Below are 17,922 nucleotides of genomic sequence, written 5' to 3' on the forward strand. Positions count from 1 at the left end.
ACGCTCGGTTATCGACGATGCAGCGACCGGACGGTGACCGCGCCCCAGAGCATCAGGCTCGCGGCCGCGGCCATATAGAGGAAGTAGGCCAGCACAACCAGGACGGATCCGTAATTGCCCACCCAGTCACCCAGTCGCAGCAGGCCGGCCACACCGAGGCCGAGCAAGATCAGCCCGAGAATCAGCCCCGGCATCGCCAGCGGCGCGATGGGCGATTCGATGGCGGAGGTCGCCGAGACGCGGCGGCCGCGCTCGGTAACTGGCAGATTGCTGTTCGATTCGAAGTAGATGCTGCTCATGACAACAAGTCCCTTCCGGACAGCCGCCCCGACACGGCCGATAAGTGATCCGTACCGGATCCTTTGATGACCGCCACGCCGCAGCGGAAGTGCGGGTCGTTCGCGACCCCGGATCCGTGTCGATCCGGTCGATGATCACGAACGGTTAACGTTCAGCAATTACGAGCTTGCCAGCCAGGCCGACTAGAGAATAGGTGATGTGATCTGCATCACATCGAACTCCTGTGCGACACGATCCGATAACGTGCGTTACATTTCGCCGGAACACGGGCTGGAACTGGCGAAAACCCGACACAACTGGGCATTTGTTCAACAGGCCGACATTGATGTCATTTATCGAACCGTTACGGCCCTGACGTGGGAAAACACACTTCCGCCCACCGCGATCCAGTTGGTACCGCCATGAGCCACCGACACGGCACCGTGACGGAAACCGCCCGATCGGGACCGGCCGGTCCGGGAGGAACCGATCGTCGAGGCGCGAAACTTTCCGACCGCGACTTCTGCGTGGGTTCGAACGAGGGAACGCGTCACGTCGGCTATCTTGATCTAGTTTTTCGATGCTGCTGGATCGTTCGTGTCGCTTCGCCGAAATCGCGTGCCGCGTGAGATCCACGCCTCGCGCTGTCGGCGACCCTCTCAGACGAAGGGACGCCGGTCACCATGCCCGCACCCGTTATCCTCCACGGCCGCATCGCACGGCTGGAACCTCTCGCACCTCACCACGTTCCCGGACTGATCGCCGCGGCCGCAGCGCTCGACGGACCGGCCGGGTTCACCGTCGTCCCGCACGGTGACCAGGAGGCGCGCACCTATGTCTTCCAGGCCGAAGCGGCGCAGCTGGCAGGCACAGCGCTGGCTTTCGCGATCGTCACCGTCGCCGACGAGTGTGTGGTCGGGGCGACCCGATTCACCCGGCTCGACTACTGGCAGGGACCACTGACCTGGCCGTTGTCCGCCGAACCGGTCACCTCGTTGCCCGGCGGGGCGATCCCCGACGCCGTCGAGATCGGCAATACCTGGCTCACCCCCGCGGTGCGGGGCGGTCAGGTGAATCTCGACTCCAAGCTGCTGCTGCTCACCCACGCCTTCGACAGCTGGGGCGTGCGGCGGGTGACCCTGCGCGCCGACGCGCGCAACCTGCGCTCCCGGGCGGCGATCGAACGGCTCGGCGCGGTGAGTGACGGTGTGCGCCGGGCACATTCGCGTGGGCTCGACGGGGCGGTGCGTGACACCGCGTTCTATTCGATCCTGCACGACGAATGGCCGGGGGTGCGCGGGCGGATCATCGAACAACTGGCCGCCCGGGCCGCGCTGCGGGGCGCGCCGTTGATCCCGGCGACCGCGGCGGCGTTGCGGCCGTTGGCTTCTTCGCCGATCGGTTGAGGTCTCAGCCCCGCGACGACTCGATACGGTCGGCGATCAGGTCGGCGAGTTCGTCCGGGCATTCCTCGGGCAGCCAATGCGAGCCGTCGAGCACGGCGAAACGATAGTCACCGGTGACGAATCCGCGGGTCAGCTCGGCACCGCGGCGGGTCAGCGCCGCGTCGCCGGTGCTCCACACGTGTGTCACCGGCACGGTGACGCGTGCCGTCACCGCGCGCGGTGTGATCAGTGCCAAGGCGCGATACCAGTTCAACGCGGTGGTGAGCGCGCCGGTGTCGATGATCTCGGTGTGCACGCGGTCGATCGCGTCGGCGGACATGCCCGATGTGGCCAGGATCTGGTCGAAGACGCCGGGCCGCGCGCGAATCAGGCGCTCGGGGAGCACCGGCAGCTGGAACAGCGCCATGTAGGACGAGCGAAGGAGCTGATCGCTGCTGATCATCGAGCGGGCGAAGGCGCCGGGATGCGGCACCGACACGGTAACCAGCGTGCGGACGAGTTCGGGGCGGGCCGCGGCCACCGACCAGGCGACCATCGCGCCCCAGTCGTGCCCGACCAGATGCACCGGACCGCGGTCGATGTCCTCGATCAACGCGACCACATCGTCGACGAGTTCGGGCACGCGGTAGGCGAGGCGGCCGGACGGCCGAGCGCCGGGTGAGTAGCCGCGCTGATTCGGGGCGATGGTGCGGTAACCGCGCGCGTTGAGCAACGCGGTGAGTGGCTGCAACGAGGTCGCGGTCTGCGGGAAGCCGTGCAGCGCAACGACGACGGGGCCGTCGGGCGGTCCGGAGTCGACGACGTCGAACTCGAGTCCAGCCCTGGTGAAAGTGGTCAACTGGGTGCTCAACGAACCCTCCGATCCAGCAACTTACTTATCGGTAAATTACTCGGGGCCCGTGCCTGGCGTCAACAGCGCTCACCGTCCTGTTCCCCCGTGCACGACGGCGACTTCCGCACCACCGAGATCGAAGGCCCGGTGCAGGATGCGCACGGCTTCGTCGAGGTCGGTGTCGCGGACCAGCACGGAGATGCGGATCTCCGAGGTGGCGATCAGGTCGAGGTTGATATTCGCCGCGGCCAGCGCCTCACAGAAGCTCGCGGTGACGCCCGGATTGTTGCGCATGCCCGCGCCGATCAACGAGACCTTGCCGACGCGGTCGTCGTAGCGAACATCGGCGAAGCCGATCTCGGCACGGCGGTCGCGCAGCAAGGCGACCGCCCGCGCGCCGTCGGCGGCGGGCAGGGTGAAGGTGATGTCGGTGCGTCCGGTACCGGTGTTCTGCACGACCATGTCGATGCCGATCTCGGCGTCGGCGACCGCGCGGAACACCTCGGCCGCGTAGCCGGGCTCGTCGGGCAGGCCGACGACGGTCACCTTGGCCTCGTTGCGGTCGTGCGCGACGCCGGTGAGCACGGCCTGGTCGGCGGGGATGTCGGCCATCGAGCCGAAGACGGTAGTGCCGATCGCGTCGGTGTAGGACGAGCGCACATGCACCGGTACCTGGTAGCGGCGCGCGTATTCGACGCAGCGCAGCATGAGGACCTTCGAACCGCAGGCGGCCATTTCCAGCATCTCCTCGTAGGAGATCTGGTCGAGTTTCTGAGCGTCGGCCACGATGCGCGGGTCGGCGGTGAAGACTCCGTCGACGTCGGTGTAGATCTCGCACACATCGGCCTTCAAGGCCGCGGCCAGCGCGACGGCGGTGGTGTCGGAGCCGCCACGACCGAGAGTGGTGACATCGTCGCTGTCCTGGCTCACGCCTTGGAAGCCGGCCACGAGCACCACCTCGCCGTCGTCGAGTGCGCGGCGCACCCGGCCCGGGTCGACTTCGATGATCTTGGCCCGGCCGTGGGTGCCGGTGGTGATCACGCCGGCCTGCGAGCCCGTCAACGATCGGGCTTCGGCACCGAGTGCGTGAATCGCCATGGCCACCAAGGCGTTCGAGATCCTCTCACCGGCGGTGAGCAACATGTCCAACTCGCGCGGTTCCGGCGCGGAGGCGATCCGGCCCGCCAATTCGAGGAGCTCATCGGTGGTATCGCCCATGGCCGAGCACACCACCACCACATCGTGCCCCTGCTTCTTGGTCTCCACGATCCGCTCGGCGACCCGCCGGATCCGCTCCGCGGTGGCTACCGACGAACCGCCGAATTTCTGCACAACCAGGGCCATCCCGAGTCCTCTCCCCTGCTCCCCCGCACGCGATCCGCGGGTGACCCCTTCGAGTATCCAGGCAATCCGGGCACGGCCGTACCAATTCGGCAACGAAAACGACTGCCGCCGAATGGTTTCGGCGGCAGCCTTCGATCGCCCCTGTTCGGTGGGTACGACGTGCCGACGAAACCGGGTTCGGTGCGCAGAGGGCGGGCCGGCCCATCGACCGACCGACGACACCGCGTTTGCGTCCGAGATCATCATTGGTATAGCGTTCTGAACATGTTCAATGAACATGTTCAGTCGCGGTCGGAGCAACAGGCGGCGACGCGACAGAAGGTCTTGGCAGCAGCCGAACGGCTCTTCCGCGCCCAGGGGTTCAAGGCGACCACGATTCGGCAGATCGCCGCCGAAGCGAACGTGAGCACCGGGACCGTCATGGCTGCCGGCGAAAAGGACGCGCTGCTCGTCTCGCTCTACGACAACTGGATCACCGCGGTACACAACAGCAGGCAAACCGAACTCGCACCCTCGACGAAGACCGCGACCACCGAGGACGTGCTCGAGCTCTTCGCGCCCTTCGTCGGACATTTCGCGCTCGACTCCGAGCTCTCACGCGAGTATTTGGCGATCCTTGTCCGCGGAAACCATGAGTCGGTGATCTTTCGAGACCTCGCGCTGGCTCTGCTGGGCGAAATCGAAACCGTCCTCGCCCGCTCAGCGCTGCCCCGCAGCCAGGTCGGTCACGGCGCTCGGACCATCTATCTCGCCTATCTCGGCTTGCTGATGACCGCGTCCAGCGGTGCCATCGAGATGCCCGCCGCGGCCGAACAACTACGACAGATCATCGAATTCGTCATCACGCCCCCGAAAGGAAACCAATGATCCACGCTTCCCAACCATGGTGGCTACCAGCACTACTCGCGGTCTCGCTGTTCGCCGACGCGCTCATGTCCGTGCGCCCGCCGATGTTCATTCAGCGATGCCTCGACGGCGTCCGGTTTCCCCGCGACTGGTGGTGGACACTGATCGCCATCAAGCTGGCGGCCACAGCCGGTCTCCTTGTCGGATTGAAGTATCCCGGCGTCGGATTCGCCACCGCGGTCGGCGTGATCGCCTATTTCGGATGCGCCGCGTACGCCCACTACCGGGCCCGGTTCCTCGGATACGAGTTCTGGATCAACTGCCTCGGCATGCTGGCCCTGGCGGTGGCGGCGACGATCACGTACGTGGTGTAAGCCGCACCGCTGTTCGGTGCCCGACTGGTCCGCCGCACGGGCAGCGGCGGCGGACCGCTGCCGCCGGGCATTTTCGGCGGATCAGACCGAGCGCGGATCCCATGTCGTGACGGCCCAGATGACCACCACATCGAGCACGATGATCAGGATCGACCACGCCGGGTAGTAGGGCAGCCACAGGAAATTCGCGATGATCGACAGTGACGCGATGACGACCGCGACGATCCGCGCCCAGGTCGCGCCGCTCATCAGCCCCACCGCACTCAGCCCGAGTACGATCCCGCCGATGATGTGGATCCAGCCCCATGTCGTGGTGTCGAATTCATAGACGTAGTCGATGCCGGCGACGAACAGGTCGTCCTTGGCCACCGCGGCGATGCCCTGCAGAACGGACAACACGGCGACGACCAAGAGCAGGATCGCGGCGCCGATGGACGTGCCCGCGGCGAAACCCTGCCGGACCGGATGCCCGGTTTCCGATAAGTGAGCCATCATTAATCCTTCCGTAGAAGACCGGCGTCCAACGTTTCCCGATGGGAGCCGCGAGGGCCTCACCCGAAACGGATGAATCGGCTCGCCACACGCGACGCGCGGCTGGTCACCCGTGTTCTTCGACTGCTTTCGAGGTGATGGTTCGCTGCTGTGCCTCGGCAGGGGTCGAGCTCATTTCTGTCGGTTCGCCTTCATCTGGGTTCACCTTGCTCGTGAGCAGGATGTCCAGCCATCTCGTCGATGGGTCGACATCGACCAGTAGCGCCTTGGCGAACAGTGTCAACGGCACGGCCAAGATCGCCCCTAGTGGTCCGAGAACCCATGCCCACAGCACCAGCGACAGGAACGTGATCGTCACGGTGAGACCGACCGCGTCGCCGACGAATTTGGGTTGGATGACCGACTGGATGATCACGTTGAGCGTGCTGTAGACGATGATCACCCACAGCATCAGTACCGGGCCGCCATCGAGCAGTGCCAGCAACGCAGGTGGGACGAGGCCGATGATGAAGCCGATGTTGGGGATGTAGTTGGTGATGAACGACAGCAGACCCCACAGGATCGGCAGCGGAATGCCCATCAGCCACAGCGCACCGGCGTCGAGGACTGCGACGATCAGACCGAAGACGGTCGAGACCATCAAATAGCTGCGCGTGCCGTGGGCGAAGGTCGTGAAAGCCGACGCGATTTCTGGACGGATCCGATGCAGCGTGTTCAGCCGCCACGTGTAAGTGGCCGCATCGGCGGACATGAACAACAGCAGGGCGAACACGAAGAACAGGTTCGAGAACACCGCGACGGTGCTCTGCAGAATCGACCCGACCAAGTCGGTCACCTTGGACATGTCGATACCGGCGAGCATCTGTTGCACCTGCTCCGAGCCGATGCCATGTGATTCCAATTGCGACCGTACGTTGCCCACGAGTTCGTCGAACTTGTCGGCGTACTCAGGAAGCAGGGTCGACAATTGTGCGATCGAGAACACCAGCGCGAAGACGAGAACCAGCAGGATTCCCCATACCGCGGCGATCGCGATGATCATGACGAGCCACCCTGGCCAGCCCTTGCGTCGCAGCCGATTCGGCAATGGCTGCACCGCGACCGTCAATATCAGCGCGAGGAACACCGGGCCGATGATGTCGGCGAACAGTCTGATCATGATGAGGCCGACGGCCAGGCTCACTCCACCCACCAGCACGATGACAGCGCGTGGCATCGGCCATTTCGGAACACTCTCCGGTGACACAGATTTCGGAGTCATCGCTACCCACTCTCATCGATGCGTAGATGACACGACATCAGCGACCGCTCGGCAGGTGGTCGAGTAAACGACAGACGTTCGATATTCGAGCCGCGACGGGGCTCTCGACACTTCGATTTCGGAATTCTTCCTAGATGCTATCCCACCCACAGCGGGCGAGACAGCAGCTCGATCACGACCTGACGCGACGACAACCTGCGACGAAGCCGAATCCGACGACCGGTTTCGCGATCTCATCCCATGCGGGTGACGACCGAACGAAATCGGCGAGGAAGCCTTGAATTGTGGTCGACCGACCGCGTACACCGGAAACGGAGGACCCTATGGCGAAGACAGACGAGGAAACATTCATCTACCTCGCGACCTATGCGAACGAGGCCGCCGCTCGCGACGACTACCAGGTCGTCAAAGATCTGCACGGCGAAGGCTTGGTCGGCTCCTATGACGCGGCCGTAGTCACCAAAGACGCCAACGGCAAGGTCCACGAGAACAAGGACGAGACAGCCACCCGCCACGGTGCATGGGGAGGTATCGCGGCAGGCGCGGTGCTCGGGGTGATCTTCCCGCCCGCGGTCCTCGCATCGGCAGCTGTCGGCGGCGTCATCGGCAGCGTCGGCGGACACCTCGCCAAAGGCATGTCGCGGTCGAAGGTCAAAGAGCTCGGCGACTTCATCGATCCGGGCCAGGCAGGACTCGTCGTCATCGGGGAGCTCAAGGTCAAAGAAGCTATCGAGAAAGCTGTGACCAGGGCAGAGAAGGAAACCGCCGAAGAGCTCGGTGTCGCGCCCGAGGACATCGACCGGGTGTTGCAGGAGGCCTTGAAGGGGCTGTAGCGCACCGTGGCCGAATGCCCGGATCGAGAACCCGGGCATTCGGCCATGTCACGGGACCGTTTGTTGCTCAGCGCGAGGATAGCGCCGGGCCCAGGCGGCATAGCGCTGAGCCAGGGGTGCGGCGCTGAGGCCATGGGCCAGTACCGAGAGCCCGATCGTCACGACCGCGGTGGTCAAGAGAAGATCTTCGTGGGGCAGTGCTCGGTCTTCTTCGAGGATGAGGATGGCGAAGACGATGGTGGCGAGCCCACGGGGACCGAACCAGCCGACAAAGGCGATGGTCGGTGCCCGGGTGTGGGTGCCGATCATCGACAGCGCGACCGGGATCATCCGGACAACGGTCAGGCTCAGCACCGCGTAGCCCAGGACGGCCCAGGACAGGTGGCCGAGGGCAGGGCCGAGCAGAACGGCGCCGAAGACGATGAAGGTGACGGCATTGAACAAGTCGCCGGATTCGTCGAGCAGGCCGGCGTCGTCTTCGCCGCTCGCGGCGCGGCGGCGGATCGTGCCGAACGTCAGTCCACCGACGAATGCCGCGATGAATCCCGACCCGCCCAGTGGCACGGCGGCGGTGTAGCCGAGTAGGGCGGCCGCGACGGGAACGATCTGCGCCCATAGCGGGTCGATGGTGTGGCGCCGCTGCGCGGTGACCAGGATCGCGGTGGCGATCGCCCCGGCGACAAGCCCCGCCAAGATGCCGTATCCGATCTGTTCGGCGACCAGCCGGGCAGCGGCGCCGCCGCCGATCGCACCGGACTCGGCGTGCGCGATCGCCAGCACGATCAAGAACAAGGGCACACAGATTCCGTCGTTGAGCCCACTTTCGACATTTAAGCCCTGCCGCACCCTCGCCGGTAGCACCGGAAGCGTGACCACCGCCTGTCCCAACGCGGCGTCGGTAGGCGCCAGGATCACCGCGAGCAACAGCGCCTCGGGCCAAGCGAGGTCACCGAGCACGACGACCGCGGTAGCGAAACCCGCCGCGATCGTCAACGGTAGGCCGACACCGAGAAGCCTTGCGGGAAGGGAGATCTCGGCGCGCAACTTGACCAGATCCACCCGCGAGGCATCGGAGAACAGCACCATCGCCAATGTCACCTCGGCGAGGAGTTTGATGACCTCGGCGGTGGCTTCGATATCGATCAGCTCCAGCGACACGGCCCCGAGTAGCAGGCCGGCGGCGGTGAAGATCATCGGTGCGGTGATCGGTGTACCCGAGATCCGTCCCGAAATCGACGCGAAGATCAACAACACCGCGGCGATCGCCGGTAGTGCCCACGTCACGCGCGCTGCCCTTAACGCACCCGGTCGATTTCGCCGGGTCGCCAGGTCTTGTCGAAGTAAGGGGCGAGCGGGCTGTAGAGGCGCAGGATCACGAAATACCCCTTGCCCGGCACACTTTGGATCCAGTTGCCCCCACCGACACCGTCGGGCTTCTCGGGAGCGAAATGGATCGTGGTCGTCCCGTCGGCATCGGCGTCGGCGGCCGGGGTCGGGTAGCTCTGGCTGCCGGAGCGAGGGAAGCGCTGCGGCGTCTGCAACATCGACCGAGTCTGGTTGTCGTACAAGGTGATCGACCAGAACCGGGCTGCGGGGATATCGGGCGGCAATGTCACGGTGTAATGCTCGGCACCGTCGTAGTAGTTGTTGTCGGAATCTTTGAACGCGACCAGGTACTGCGACCCGATACCGGTCAGGCGCATACACATCGCCGGGGAGATACCGGTATAGCCGTAGAAGAACAAGGTGCGCACGTTCAGCATCTTCGCGCCGCCGACCGGGAACGGTTTGATCCCGTCCGCGGTGACCAGCGGCGGCGGGGTCTCGAAGGTGTATCCACCGGGGAAGAGCATGTTGGTCCACGCCGAGTCCGGGTAGAACCGCACACCGTCGGATTCGGGTGCATCGAACAACAACGACCGGGCAGTCGCCTGGCCGATGGCGGCAGCCTCGTCCAGGATCTTGCGCATCCGCTGGTCAGGGGCGAACGGCTCGCCTTTCACGATACCGATCGCGGCCAGCGCTCCCGTGGTCTCGGCGTCGGTAGCAGTCGCGGGCTGCTCCTGAATCATCGCGTTGAGCAGCTCGTAGAAGCCGAAATCCGACGGGGGGATCGTATTGAACGCTTTGCCGCTCGCCTCGAGGAATTGCGTCTCGGGTGGCTCGGTTGCGGTGCCCGCGGGCACCTCGCCTTCCAATAGGGTCGCGACGCTGGTGCCGTAACCGCCCGGTGTGTACGGGTAGAGCTTCAGGGTGCGCTTGATCACCTCGACCGTCGGCTTCGGGTCGTTGTCCTGCAGAAACGACCTACCCAGCATGAGTGCCTGGTTGGTACCGGAATGCCCGACGTGGAAGCCGCTGTCGGGCAGCGGCCCGTCGTATCCCGGGGGAACGAGCAGGAATTTGCCGCCTTCACCCCGGTCGGGGCCGGGAAGCCCGAAATCGATGATCCAGTGGAACCACATGTCGTCGAAGATGCCGAGCGCCATCGGCGGAGTCTCGACGACCATCGGCCCGTCGGCGAGATCGATGATGGCGACATAGTAGACCGTGTCGGCGTTGGCAGTCAGGAACAGCGACTGAGAATCCATCAGCTCCGAGAACATCACGACCGTGTTGTCCTTGGCACCGATACTCCGGAACCCCTCACGTAACGCCCAGGTGGACGCACCTTGGAAAGCATTGAGGAATACCTCGGTCCCTCGTATCAAGGCGAGGTTGTCGTAGACCTTCGCCACGGTGTCGGGACTCGGTGCGCCATCGGTGAAATCCAATGCGCCCAGTGGGGTTTGTAGGCGGTCTGGGACGGCGAGCTGTTCCGGAACGGTGTCGCGATCGATGCTCATCTCTCGGCATTCCCTTCAATCCGGCTAGGCGATGTCGGAAGTCGACAGAATCTGGCGTGGGTGCGATCGGCCGACTGCGCGGCCACGAAGTATCGGGCTGGCGTCACACGCCGCCGCTTCAGAAACAGCGTCCTCCGAGCCCGGCGACTCCCGCTTCACCCGAATCGGGTGAAGCCCACAACACGAGTGGAGGCCAGCCTTGATCAAGGACGATTCACCGTGTCCTCTCCGACAGCAGTCGGACACGAGCACAAGGGGAAGATCCGATGACCACAGATCTTCAGAAGAATGCCCGCCGACTCCGCAACGCGGTCGAGCCGTTGGCAGCCGGCGTCTACTTCGCCCCCGAAGCACACCAGGCATACGCGGCCCTGGGTTTCGACCCCAGCCCTGTCGCTCAGGACGGCGTGGCCCGCCCAGAAATGACGGCATACTTCACCAGCCGCGGCGCGTGCATGGGCCACATTCCCGGCGAAGTCGCGGCCGCCGCGTTCGGTTGCTTCAACCCTGGCGTCGTCGTTCCCGGCCTGACCGCAGGCTGGCAGATCACCGACCGAGAAACCATTCTCGCTGCCCGTGAACGGTCCGCGACCGCGATGCTCACTCGCATCCTCGGCGAACGACCCGAGGGCCTCGCCCGAGCGACTGACCTCCTGCGCCGCGCCGCCGCAGCCGCAACCTGGCCCGGCCGCCCCATCTATAGCGGACTACGCTCACTCGGCTTTCCCGATCACCCCATGGGCGCGCTCTGGCGCGCCGCCGATCTCGTCCGAGAACATCGCGGCGACAGCCACGTCATCGCCTGGGCAGTCGGCGGCGCTGACGCGGTCGAGATACTGCTGCTGACCGAGCAGTGGTGGGGTCTGCCCGCTCGCTCGTACACACCCTCACGCGGCTGGACCACCATCGACATGGACGCCGGGTTCCAACGACTTGCCCAACGCGGGCTCATGACCAGCGACGAGAAACTCACCGACGCGGGCCGGGCATTCCGTGAAGAAATCGAGGTCCGCACCGACGAGCTCGAACGCCCGCTCCTCGACGCGCTCGGCGCCGACCTCGACGAACTGCTCTCCTACCTCGACCCGTGGTCCGAAGCCATCATCGCCGGACACTCCTACCCCACCCGGGTCGCCGGAATCTACAACGTCGGCGGCGGACCACACTTCGGTTCCGGACTCACCATCGACACCGCAGCCGAGCGCTACGAGAACAAGGTCTGATCAACCGCGCCGGTCCGAACGACATCCAGCCCGTCCGAGCCGATCTCACCCCCAGGAACCTGTGGAAGGAACCGCAATGTCATCTGATGCTTCCAAGACGCCCGTGCCCGACGCGATCACGACAGCGTCGAGCGTGCAGACCGGGATCGGCACCCTCGAATTCGCCGACGGCTACCCGAAGGGCGAGACTGCGGCGACGCTGCGCGACCACCTGGACTACCTGCACGGCGTCGAGACATTCATGAACACCATTCAGGGGGTGTCGGCCTTCGCCATCCGGAAGGGATTCCAAGACGCCGGGATCGCGGATGGTGACGTGGTGATCTTCTCCGAGCTGATGGATTCTCGGTCGCTGTTCCTGACCGGGAACGCCGACACCGTCTACTTCTGGTCCTTCCACGACCTCTCGCAAGGACCGCTGGTGTTCGAGACACCATCCGGTGTTCTGGGCGTCTTCGACGACATCTGGTTCCGCTGGATCAGCGACTTCGGCCTGCCCGGCGCAGACCGGGGCCTGGGCGGCACCTATGTCCTGGTCGGCCCCGACTACGACGGGCCGCTGCCCGAGGGCGGCTGCTACATCCGCCACTCGCGCACCAACCACATCACCCTGGTCGGCCGGGCGTTCATCAACGAGAACCCCGGCGACGATCCGGCCCCGACGGTCGCCCGGATCAAGGAAGAGCTGAAGATCTACCCCTACGCCCCCGGCGGCTACGGCAGCAGCGTCGGCGCCTACCTGACGGGCAAGGGCCCGCTCGGTAAGCCGACCACTCCGCAGAGCCCGCGGTTCGTGGAGGGGACCGGCCTGGCGATGAACACCATCTCGCCCAACGACTTCGGCCACTACGAGATGCTCGACGCCCTGGTGCAGCTGGAGTCGGCCGAGGTGCTCGACACCGAATTGGCCGGACAGTTCGCCGCCATCGGGATCGTCAAGGACGAGAAGTTCGCGCCCGACAGCCGACTGCGGAAGATCCTCGACGAAGCGGCGGCCGTGGGCAATGCCGCGTCCCGGACATTGGGGATGGGTGCGTCTCCGACCGAGGGATTCCGCTACTACGACGGTGACTCCGCGTGGTGGAACATGCTGTTCGTCGGCGGGTTCGAGTTCACCAACCCGCCGCCCGAGATCACTGCCGAGGGCGTGGAGCCCTACCCGGACAAGAACGCCCGTCGGCTGCACTCGCGCACCTCGATGTTCTACACCGCCACCGTTATCACCCCGGCCATGTGTATGCGGCTGACCGGCGTCGGGTCGCAGTACCTGGTCGCCAACCTCGACGCCGACGGTCAACCCTTCGACGGTGCGAAGACCTACCGGGTGAGGCTCCCCAAGGACATCCCGGCTGCTCGCTTCTGGTCGCTGAACCTCTACGACAACCAGACCCGCTCCCTGCTGCAGACCGAGCAGCGCTATCCCCGGGCCGGCAGCCAGGCGTTCCCCTCACCCGCCGCGGAGGCCGAGGCGGACGGCTCCACCGTCGTGTACTGCTCGCCCGCCCAGCCCAACGGCGTGGCCGCGAGCAACTGGATCCAGACCGACCCCGACAAGGGCTGGTTCGCCATTCTTCGCTGCTACAGCCCGCTCCAACCCTTCTTCGACAAGACCTGGCGGGCAGGCGAGTTCGAGGTGGTGAGCTAGCCGCTATCGCCCCCGTTCAGCTGGACCGCGCACCCGAGCAGGGCGTCAACTGTAGCGAAAATAGCTGCCGCCGAATGGTTTCGGCGGCAGCACTCGATCATCCCTGTTCGGTGGGTACGACGATGAGTTCGGCGACGTTTACTCGGCGTGGTGCCGAGACGGCGAAGGCGATCGCGTCGGCGATGTCCTCGGGGAGCAGGATTTCCAGTCCCTCCCGCCATCCGGCGAGCTCGGCGCGACGGGTGTCGTCGCGCATTCCGGCACCGAGTTCGGTGCCGGTGAATCCGGGTTCGATGTTCTTGACCCGAACACCGCGTGGACCGAGTTCGGTGCGCAGAGTGCGGGTCAGGTGCGCTACCGCGGCTTTGGTGGCGCAGTAGACGCCGTAGTTCGCAAACGCGGCGTGGCCGCCGATGGAACCGACGAACACCAGGTCAGCGCGGCGACCCGCGCCTGCCGCGGCGAGTAGGTCATCGATGAAAGCTCGTCCGGTGTAGAGCAATCCGTTGATATTCGTCCCCACCATCTGATCCCATTCGTCGATCTCGGCCTGCTCGAACGGCGCGCCGAGCATGACGCCCGCGTTCGCGACGACCAGATCGACAGAGCCGAACGCGGCGCGCACTTGCGCCGCGGCGTCCAGGACCGACTGCCGCACGCTCACGTCGACAGTCACCGCGAGGGTGTTCGCGCCGAGAGTGCGCGCGAGTTCTTCCAGCCGATCCTTACGCCGCCCGAGCAGCGCGACCTTCATGCCGTCGGCCGCCAGCCGTCGCGCGGTGGCGGCACCGATACCGCTGGATGCTCCGGTGACGACGGCGACTCGGCCTTCGATGTTGTGTGTCATGACCACAACGTTCGTCTCGGTCCTCGACGCGTGCCAGGTCGGAAACTTCCTGGTAGTGCGAGGGCCACCCAGCCGCCGCGAGGTCGGCATACCCTCGAAAGCATGGATACCGACAACCGTCTCGGTGCGTTCCTGCGGGCCCGGCGCCAGCAGGTGGGCCCCGAAGAGTTCGGGATGGCCGGTGGCGGTCAGCGCCGCGTGGCCGGACTCCGGCGCGAGGAAGTGGCCATGTTGGCCGGGATGAGCGCCGATTACTACATCCGGCTCGAACAGGGCCGGGACAAGCACCCGTCCGATCAGATCGTGGCGGCGCTGGCCCGGGTGTTCTCGCTCGACGACGACGGCATCGCGCACCTGCGGGAATTGGCGCGCCCGGCACCGCGACGCAGTCGTGCGCCGCGACGACCGGAACGGGTCACGCCGAGCCTGCTGCGCCTGATGCGCACCTGGTCGGACACCCCGGCGCTGGTACTCGGCCGGTATATGGATGTTCTGGCCGCGACGCCGTCGGCCATCGCGCTGAATTCGTGTTCGGCGCCGGGAGTCAATCAGGTCAGGATGGTGTTCCTCGACCCCGAGGCCCGCAACGTTTTTCCGGATTGGCCGAGAATCGCCGCGGAGACCGTGGCCGGTCTGCGGGCCGGCACGGGCACCGATCTCGACGACCCACGTCTGACCGAGCTGGTGGGCGAACTGTCGTTGAAGAGCGAGGATTTCCGCCGCCTCTGGGCCAAGCACGACGTCCGCGCGAAAACCGCCGGGGAGAAACGTTTCGTCCATCCCCTGGTCGGTGAGCTCGGCTTGTCCTACGAGACCTTCACCGTCAACGGCGCGCCGGGCCAGACACTTGTCGTCTACCACGCCGAGCCGGGTTCTGATTCCGCACAGTCACTGGCCCTGCTCGCGGGCCTACCCGTCGAAGACGCGTCCGTGAGCTCGCCGGCGCGCTGACCCCTCGGCAGCGCCACCTCGACTACAGGCTGAAGGCGATCGCTCGCAGGATCAGGACGGCGACGAACACGGCGGTGAAGGCCAGGTCCAGGGAGAAGTCGCCGATCCGGATCGGCTTGAGTACCTTGCGTACCGGGGCGATCACCGGTTCGGTGGCGGCGTGGGTCACCTCCCTGGCTTTGCGGGCCCACTGGGGTCCGTTGCCGAGCGCATCGATCCAGTCCACCACCATCCGGGCGATCAGCAGCACCAGAAAGACTGTCAGCGCGTAGCCGACCAGGGTTCCGATAAGACTCATGACGCACTCCCTCGCGGAGGCCACAGAGGACCTCTTACCGCTCTCAACGTGCCCGACATTGCCAAGGTGTCCACCACCCGGTTTTTCTCAGTCGATTATCAGGCCCGCGGCCACGTTCTTCGTGGTGATCGCGGGCGGCGTGGTGGCGTCCGAGCGGTAACCACCGACGATTCCGACCCGAGCAGTACCAGCGTCGGCATGGTGATCGTGACCAGCCGCTCGCGCGCGCAACACAATTGGTCGACCATCTGCTCGACCGCGTGCTCGACGCCTGAAAAACGAAGAGCCCCGGCGATATTCGCCGGGGCTCACTCGTCTGACACTCGAACTACTTCTTGCGTTCCTTCTTCTCGCGCACACGCACCGAAATGCGCACCGGCGAACCGTCGAAACCGAACTCCTCACGCAGGCGGCGCTCCAGGAAGCGGCGGTAGCCTGCCTCGAGGAACCCGGTGGTGAACAGCACGAACGTCGGCGGGCGGGTGCTCGCCTGGGTGGCGAACATGACGCGGGGCTGACGGCCGCCACGCATCGGCGGCGGGGTGGCCGCGATGACTTCCTTGAGCCAGGTGTTGAGGCGGCCGGTGGAGATGCGCTTGTCCCAGGACTCGAGCGCGGTTTCCATCTGCGGCACCAGCTTCGCCACGGCGCGGCCGGTGTGGGCCGAGATGTTGACCCGCTGGGCCCACGGCACCCGCACCAGATCGCGATCGATCTCGCGCTCGAGCATGTAGCGGCGGTCCTCGTCGACCAGGTCCCACTTGTTGAACGCCAGCACCAGCGCGCGACCGGAGTCGGCGACCAGGCTGATCACACGCAGGTCCTGTTCGGTGATCGGCACCGAGGCGTCGATCAGCATGATCGCGACCTCGGAGGCTTCCAGCGCCGACTTCGTCCGCAGCGAGGCGTAGAACTCGGTGCCGGTGGCATTGGAGACCTTGCGGCGCAGACCAGCGGTGTCGACGAACTTCCACGTCTTGCCACCGAGTTCGACCAGCGAGTCGACCGGGTCGACGGTGGTGCCCGCGACATCGTGGACCACCGAACGCTCGTCGCCGGCCAGCTTGTTCAGCAGGCTGGACTTGCCGACGTTCGGCTTGCCGACCAGTGCCACGCGACGCGGTCCCGCGACGGCGGTGCCTTCGCGCGGGGTCTCGGGCAGCGCGCTGAGCACGTCGTCGAGAAGATCACCGGTGCCACGGCCGTGTGCGGCCGAGACCATACGCGGTTCGCCCAGACCCAGCGACCACAGCGAGGCCGCCTCGATTTCGACCTTCTGATCGTCGACCTTGTTGGCCACCAGGATCACCGGGATCTTGGAGCGGCGCAGCTTGCGCACCGCGGCCTCGTCGGTCGTGGTAGCTCCGACAGTGGCGTCGACGACGAGCAGGATGGCGTCGGCGGTTTCCATCGCCACCTCGGCCTGGCGCGCGACGTGCTGCTGCAGACCCTTGGCGTCGGGTTCCCAACCGCCGGTGTCCTGCACCATGAAGCGGCGCCCGGCCCAGTTGGCCTCGTACGAAATGCGGTCACGGGTGACACCGGGAACGTCTTCGACCACCGCTTCGCGGCGGCCGAGAATGCGGTTGACCAGGGTCGACTTCCCCACGTTCGGGCGTCCGACCACGGCCAGCGTGGGCATGGCGACGTGCTGTTCGCCTTCGCCGTCCCCGTCGATGTCGAGGACTTCCCATTCGGACTCGTCGGTCCAGGTTCCGTCGCCTACGAGAATCTCTTCGATCATCGCGGACCTCCTGTCGTGGCCGAAAGCTGCTGAGCCACCACGCGGTACAGCTCCTCGATGGTCTGTGCCATCGTCAGGTCGCTGGTGTCGACGAGCACCGCGTCGGCGGCGGGGCGCAACGGCGACACTGTGCGGGTGGAGTCGAGGGTGTCGCGGCGCTGCACGTCGGCCAGCACGGCCGCGTAATCGTCGCCGCGGCCCTCGCGGATGTTCTGTGCGTTGCGCCGTTCGGCGCGTGCCTCCGCGGAGGCGGTGAGATAGATCTTGGCGTCGGCGCCGGTGAGTACGACGGTGCCGATATCGCGGCCTTCGACCACGATGCGTCCGGCCATCGCCGTGATCTCGCGTTGCAGGGCGACGAGCTGCTCGCGCACCTGCGCCACCGCGGAAACAGCGGAGACGGCCTTGGTGACGGCGTCGCCGCGGATCTCCGCCGAGACGTCCTCCCCGTCGAGTTCGATCACCTCGTGACTGGGGTCGGTACCGATCGAAAGCGGCAGTGCCGCAACGGTTTCCGCGATCGCAGCCGAATCGTTCAGCTCGACACCCGCACGCAGCACGCGCAGGGTCGCGACTCGGTACATGGCACCGGTGTCGAGGTAGCGGGCGCCGAGACGCGCCGCGAGCCGACGCGACACGCTGGACTTACCGGTGCCGGAAGGACCGTCCATCGCGACGACGAGCGTCGCGTCGCCGGTCAT

The 17,922-nt window shown here is 65.8% G+C and carries 18 protein-coding genes; 7 read left to right on the forward strand and 11 right to left on the reverse strand.

All coding sequences use genetic code 11. From position 1 onward, the window contains the following. Positions 1–8: 8 nt before the first annotated feature. On the reverse strand, positions 9–299 hold the full coding sequence (locus tag ACFULV_RS15735; RefSeq protein ID WP_378657096.1) for a hypothetical protein: 291 nt from the start codon (positions 297–299) through the stop codon (positions 9–11). A gap of 663 nt (positions 300–962) precedes the next feature. On the opposite strand from ACFULV_RS15735, the gene ACFULV_RS15740 reads away from it, so the two are divergent. Next, entirely contained in the window at positions 963–1,685 is a 723-nt protein-coding gene (locus ACFULV_RS15740; protein WP_378630096.1) for a GNAT family N-acetyltransferase, read from the forward strand. A 4-nt stretch (positions 1,686–1,689) separates the two neighbouring features. Here ACFULV_RS15740 and ACFULV_RS15745 read toward each other — a convergent pair whose 3' ends face one another. Beyond that, positions 1,690–2,535 carry an alpha/beta fold hydrolase gene (locus tag ACFULV_RS15745; RefSeq protein ID WP_378657099.1) on the reverse strand — a complete coding sequence of 282 codons (846 nt, stop codon included), beginning with the start codon at positions 2,533–2,535 and terminating at the stop codon, positions 1,690–1,692. Positions 2,536–2,604: 69 nt separating this feature from the next. Next, positions 2,605–3,861 carry an aspartate kinase gene (locus ACFULV_RS15750; RefSeq protein WP_378657101.1) on the reverse strand — a complete coding sequence of 419 codons (1,257 nt, stop codon included), beginning with the start codon at positions 3,859–3,861 and terminating at the stop codon, positions 2,605–2,607. Between the two features lie 264 nt (positions 3,862–4,125). Between ACFULV_RS15750 and ACFULV_RS15755 the strand changes: the two genes are divergently transcribed. Together ACFULV_RS15755 and ACFULV_RS15760 are read left to right on the forward strand one after the other, a co-directional pair. After that, the gene (locus ACFULV_RS15755) at positions 4,126–4,728 is read left to right on the forward strand and encodes a TetR/AcrR family transcriptional regulator (RefSeq protein ID WP_378657104.1); all 603 of its coding nucleotides are present in this window, start codon (positions 4,126–4,128) and stop codon (positions 4,726–4,728) included. Next, complete coding sequence (locus tag ACFULV_RS15760) at positions 4,725–5,081, forward strand: DoxX family protein (protein WP_378630089.1); 357 nt, start codon at positions 4,725–4,727, stop codon at positions 5,079–5,081. Before ACFULV_RS15755 ends, ACFULV_RS15760 begins: the two co-directional genes overlap by 4 nt. An 81-nt stretch (positions 5,082–5,162) precedes the next feature. Here the strand turns inward: ACFULV_RS15760 and ACFULV_RS15765 are convergent, their stop codons facing one another. Both ACFULV_RS15765 and ACFULV_RS15770 read right to left on the reverse strand, forming a co-directional pair. Continuing rightward, a complete protein-coding gene (locus ACFULV_RS15765; protein ID WP_378657106.1) occupies positions 5,163–5,573 on the reverse strand; it encodes a hypothetical protein in 411 nt (136 codons plus the stop codon). Positions 5,574–5,679: 106 nt separating this feature from the next. Continuing rightward, positions 5,680–6,834 carry an AI-2E family transporter gene (locus tag ACFULV_RS15770; protein WP_378657109.1) on the reverse strand — a complete coding sequence of 385 codons (1,155 nt, stop codon included), beginning with the start codon at positions 6,832–6,834 and terminating at the stop codon, positions 5,680–5,682. Between the two features lie 323 nt (positions 6,835–7,157). Between ACFULV_RS15770 and ACFULV_RS15775 the strand changes: the two genes are divergently transcribed. Next, positions 7,158–7,667, forward strand: coding sequence for a DUF1269 domain-containing protein (locus ACFULV_RS15775; RefSeq protein ID WP_378657112.1), 510 nt, complete (start codon positions 7,158–7,160; stop codon positions 7,665–7,667). 48 nt (positions 7,668–7,715) lie between these two features. Here ACFULV_RS15775 and ACFULV_RS15780 read toward each other — a convergent pair whose 3' ends face one another. Further along, on the reverse strand, positions 7,716–8,951 hold the full coding sequence (locus tag ACFULV_RS15780) for a cation:proton antiporter (RefSeq protein WP_378657114.1): 1,236 nt from the start codon (positions 8,949–8,951) through the stop codon (positions 7,716–7,718). 11 nt (positions 8,952–8,962) lie between these two features. Beyond that, positions 8,963–10,513 carry a DUF1254 domain-containing protein gene (locus ACFULV_RS15785; protein ID WP_378657117.1) on the reverse strand — a complete coding sequence of 517 codons (1,551 nt, stop codon included), beginning with the start codon at positions 10,511–10,513 and terminating at the stop codon, positions 8,963–8,965. 266 nt (positions 10,514–10,779) lie between these two features. On the opposite strand from ACFULV_RS15785, the gene ACFULV_RS15790 reads away from it, so the two are divergent. Beyond that, the gene (locus tag ACFULV_RS15790) at positions 10,780–11,736 is read left to right on the forward strand and encodes a hypothetical protein (RefSeq protein ID WP_378657120.1); all 957 of its coding nucleotides are present in this window, start codon (positions 10,780–10,782) and stop codon (positions 11,734–11,736) included. A gap of 76 nt (positions 11,737–11,812) precedes the next feature. Next, positions 11,813–13,381, forward strand: coding sequence for a DUF1254 domain-containing protein (locus tag ACFULV_RS15795; RefSeq protein WP_378657122.1), 1,569 nt, complete (start codon positions 11,813–11,815; stop codon positions 13,379–13,381). A gap of 97 nt (positions 13,382–13,478) precedes the next feature. Here ACFULV_RS15795 and ACFULV_RS15800 read toward each other — a convergent pair whose 3' ends face one another. After that, positions 13,479–14,228 (reverse strand): SDR family oxidoreductase, encoded by a 750-nt coding sequence (locus ACFULV_RS15800; RefSeq protein ID WP_378657125.1) that lies wholly within the window; start codon positions 14,226–14,228, stop codon positions 13,479–13,481. Between the two features lie 102 nt (positions 14,229–14,330). Here ACFULV_RS15800 and ACFULV_RS15805 point away from each other — a divergent pair, with 102 nt between their 5' ends. Continuing rightward, positions 14,331–15,179, forward strand: a complete 849-nt coding sequence (locus ACFULV_RS15805) for a helix-turn-helix transcriptional regulator (protein ID WP_378657127.1) — start codon at positions 14,331–14,333, stop codon at positions 15,177–15,179. Between the two features lie 22 nt (positions 15,180–15,201). On the opposite strand, the gene ACFULV_RS15810 is transcribed toward ACFULV_RS15805, so the two are convergent. The 3 genes from ACFULV_RS15810 to cmk all read right to left on the reverse strand — a co-directional run bounded on the left by ACFULV_RS15810 (position 15,202) and on the right by cmk (position 17,922). After that, positions 15,202–15,477, reverse strand: a complete 276-nt coding sequence (locus tag ACFULV_RS15810) for a YggT family protein (protein WP_378657129.1) — start codon at positions 15,475–15,477, stop codon at positions 15,202–15,204. A 328-nt stretch (positions 15,478–15,805) separates the two neighbouring features. Next, positions 15,806–17,221 carry a ribosome biogenesis GTPase Der gene (gene der, locus ACFULV_RS15815; RefSeq protein WP_378657132.1) on the reverse strand — a complete coding sequence of 472 codons (1,416 nt, stop codon included), beginning with the start codon at positions 17,219–17,221 and terminating at the stop codon, positions 15,806–15,808. After that, positions 17,218–17,922 (reverse strand): (d)CMP kinase, encoded by a 705-nt coding sequence (gene cmk / locus ACFULV_RS15820; protein WP_378631424.1) that lies wholly within the window; start codon positions 17,920–17,922, stop codon positions 17,218–17,220. The genes der and cmk overlap by 4 nt, the downstream gene beginning before the upstream one ends.

Source organism: Nocardia sp. NPDC057272 (assembly GCF_042668615.1).
In the GTDB taxonomy this organism is placed as follows: domain Bacteria; phylum Actinomycetota; class Actinomycetes; order Mycobacteriales; family Mycobacteriaceae; genus Nocardia.